Source organism: Streptomyces sp. NPDC005899, from assembly GCF_040629645.1.
GTDB lineage: Bacteria > Actinomycetota > Actinomycetes > Streptomycetales > Streptomycetaceae > Streptomyces.
In genome coordinates, this window is the sequence record NZ_JBEXWB010000580.1 from 266 (window position 1) to 2,462 (window position 2,197).

A 2,197-nucleotide genomic window follows, 5' to 3' on the forward strand; every position below is an offset into this window, starting at 1 on the left:
GCTGGGCGTCGTTGCCCGCGCCGGGGGCGTCGACGCCCAGCACCAGCACCGGCCGGGAGTCGGGCGAGTGGTTCGCCGTCCCCCGGTGGATCGTCAGGGCGGACCGGGCCGAGATGTCCCCGCGCCGCGGGTACTTGCGCTCCGCGAGGGCGGCGTACCGCGGGTAGGTGTCGCGGGGTGGGAACATCCCGTGGCCGAACGCCGGGTCGTCGTCCCACTGGGTCCCCGGCGCGATCTCGAACGGACCCATGTCCTCCCGTGTGTCGACGGCGGTGAGGTTGAAGGCGAGCGAGGTCAGCCGGCGCTCGCGCCGGGTCGCCTCCGGCATGGGGAAGTCCCGGTGCCAGGGCTGGTTCACCGCTCCGGCCAACGGGACGTCGAAGCCCAGCTCGACGATGCGGTAGTCGGGTCCCAGGACGGCCTCCGACACCGCCCGCACCCAGGGGTGGTCGACCAGCTCCACGAAGCCCCGGAGCTGCTCGGGGTGCATCTCGACGTAGTACCGGTGGGGGCCCCGGCCGACCGCCCCGCCCTCGCGGCCGCGCGCCTCGTCGAAGGCGGCTTCGATGTCCTCGCGCATGCGGTCGGCCCAGTCCGGTGCGAACGCTCCCCGGCACGCGGTGATGCCGGCCTGGTAGAGGTCCCGGACCGCCGCGTCCGGGCCGGGGGTCGCGGGGACGGTCGCCGGGTCGTGCATGTCTGTGGTCCTTTCCGTAGGTGCGGCCGTGCGCGCTGCCGGCAGGCACGGGGGCTCGCCGGCCGTGTGTCTTCGCTCGGGCCGGGCACCAGTTTGCAACGTTGCAATCAACGTGGCAAGAGGTGAGCGGGACTCTCCCGCACACCGGCTGTTACGGTGCACACCGACGAGGCCGCCGACCGGCCGTCGCCGGGCGGCGCGGACATGGCACACCGACAGGAGCACACCCACCGTGGCAGCGAGACTCAAGGACGTGGCCGCGCTGGCCGGTGTCTCCGTCCGCACGGTCTCCAACGTGGTGAGCAACGCGACGGCCGTCGCACCGGCGACCCGGGCCCGGGTGCTGGCCGCCGTGGAAGAGCTCGGCTACCGCCCCAACCTCGCCGCGCGCAACCTCCGCCAGGGCCGGACCGGTCTCGTCGGGCTGGTGGTGCCCGAGATCCACTCCCCCTACTTCGGCGCGCTGGCGGGGCTGCTGATCGACGCGGCACAGCGGCGCGGCTGGACGGTGCTCCTGGAGCGGACCGGGGGCCGGGCGGACCTGGAGCGGCGCCTCCTGGACGGATCGGAGGGCCACCAGGTCGACGGGATGATCATCAGCCCGTGGTCCACGTCCCCGGCCGAACTGGCCTCACTCTCGGGTGGTCTGCCTCTCGTCGTCCTCGGCGAGATGGAGCCGGACGGCTCCATCGACCACGTGGCCCTCGACAACGTGGCGGCGGCGCGCACCGCGGCCCGTCACCTCGCCTCCCTGGGCCGGCGACGGATCGCGGCCGTGGGCCTCCAGTCACGGCTGGGGCACGGGACCGCGGAGCAGCGCGCCGAGGGTTTCCGCCGGGGACTGGCGGAGGCGGGCCTCGCGCCGGTCGCCGAGGTCGAGGTGGCCGATCTCCACCGCGCGGAGGGGGCCAGGGCCATGCGTGAGCTCCTGGCCGCCGACGCGCCCCCGGACGCGGTCTTCTGCTTCAGCGACGAACTCGCCCTCGGCGCGCTGCGTGCGGCCGCCGAGCAGGGCCGGCGCGTTCCTCAGGACGTGGCGCTGATGGGCTTCGACGACATCGAGGACGGCCGGTTCGCCGTTCCGTCCCTCACCACGATCGCCCCCGACAAGGAACAGATCGCCGAGCGCGCCGTGCAGTGCCTGACCGAGCGCGTGCTCGGCCGGCTCGGCACCATGCCCGCCCGCCGGATCGTGGTTCCGCACCGCCTGCTGGCCAGGGAGAGCACGGGGGCGGCGGTCGCGCCGGCGTGACGGACCCACCGGGGCCACCGCGACCGCGGCGCCCGGTCCCGTCCGGACGGCGGTCCGGGCCGGCGCCTCAGGGCGCGGAGCAGGACGGGCGCGAGGCCGGTCAGCGGCGTGGACCGACCACTCCCGCGATACGCGCGGAACGAGCCGTACGCGGACGGACTCGTCCGGTCGTCACCGTGGGTGTGAGCAGGCGGATCCCTGTTGCCGCCCCGCGTCCGGCCGGACTCGCGGCGGGGCCTCGGGCCTGG

Annotated in this window: 2 protein-coding genes; one reads left to right on the plus strand and one right to left on the minus strand. The window is 75.1% G+C overall.

Annotated features, from left to right (window positions below; all coding sequences use genetic code 11):
- Positions 1–697, minus strand: a 697-nt coding sequence (locus ABZ371_RS31640) for a phytanoyl-CoA dioxygenase family protein (protein ID WP_358686176.1), incomplete at its 3' end; no start/stop codon positions are given.
- A gap of 232 nt (positions 698–929) precedes the next feature.
- On the opposite strand from ABZ371_RS31640, the gene ABZ371_RS31645 reads away from it, so the two are divergent.
- Positions 930–1,949, plus strand: coding sequence for a LacI family DNA-binding transcriptional regulator (locus tag ABZ371_RS31645; protein WP_358686178.1), 1,020 nt, complete (start codon positions 930–932; stop codon positions 1,947–1,949).
- The last annotated feature ends 248 nt before the right edge of the window (positions 1,950–2,197 follow it).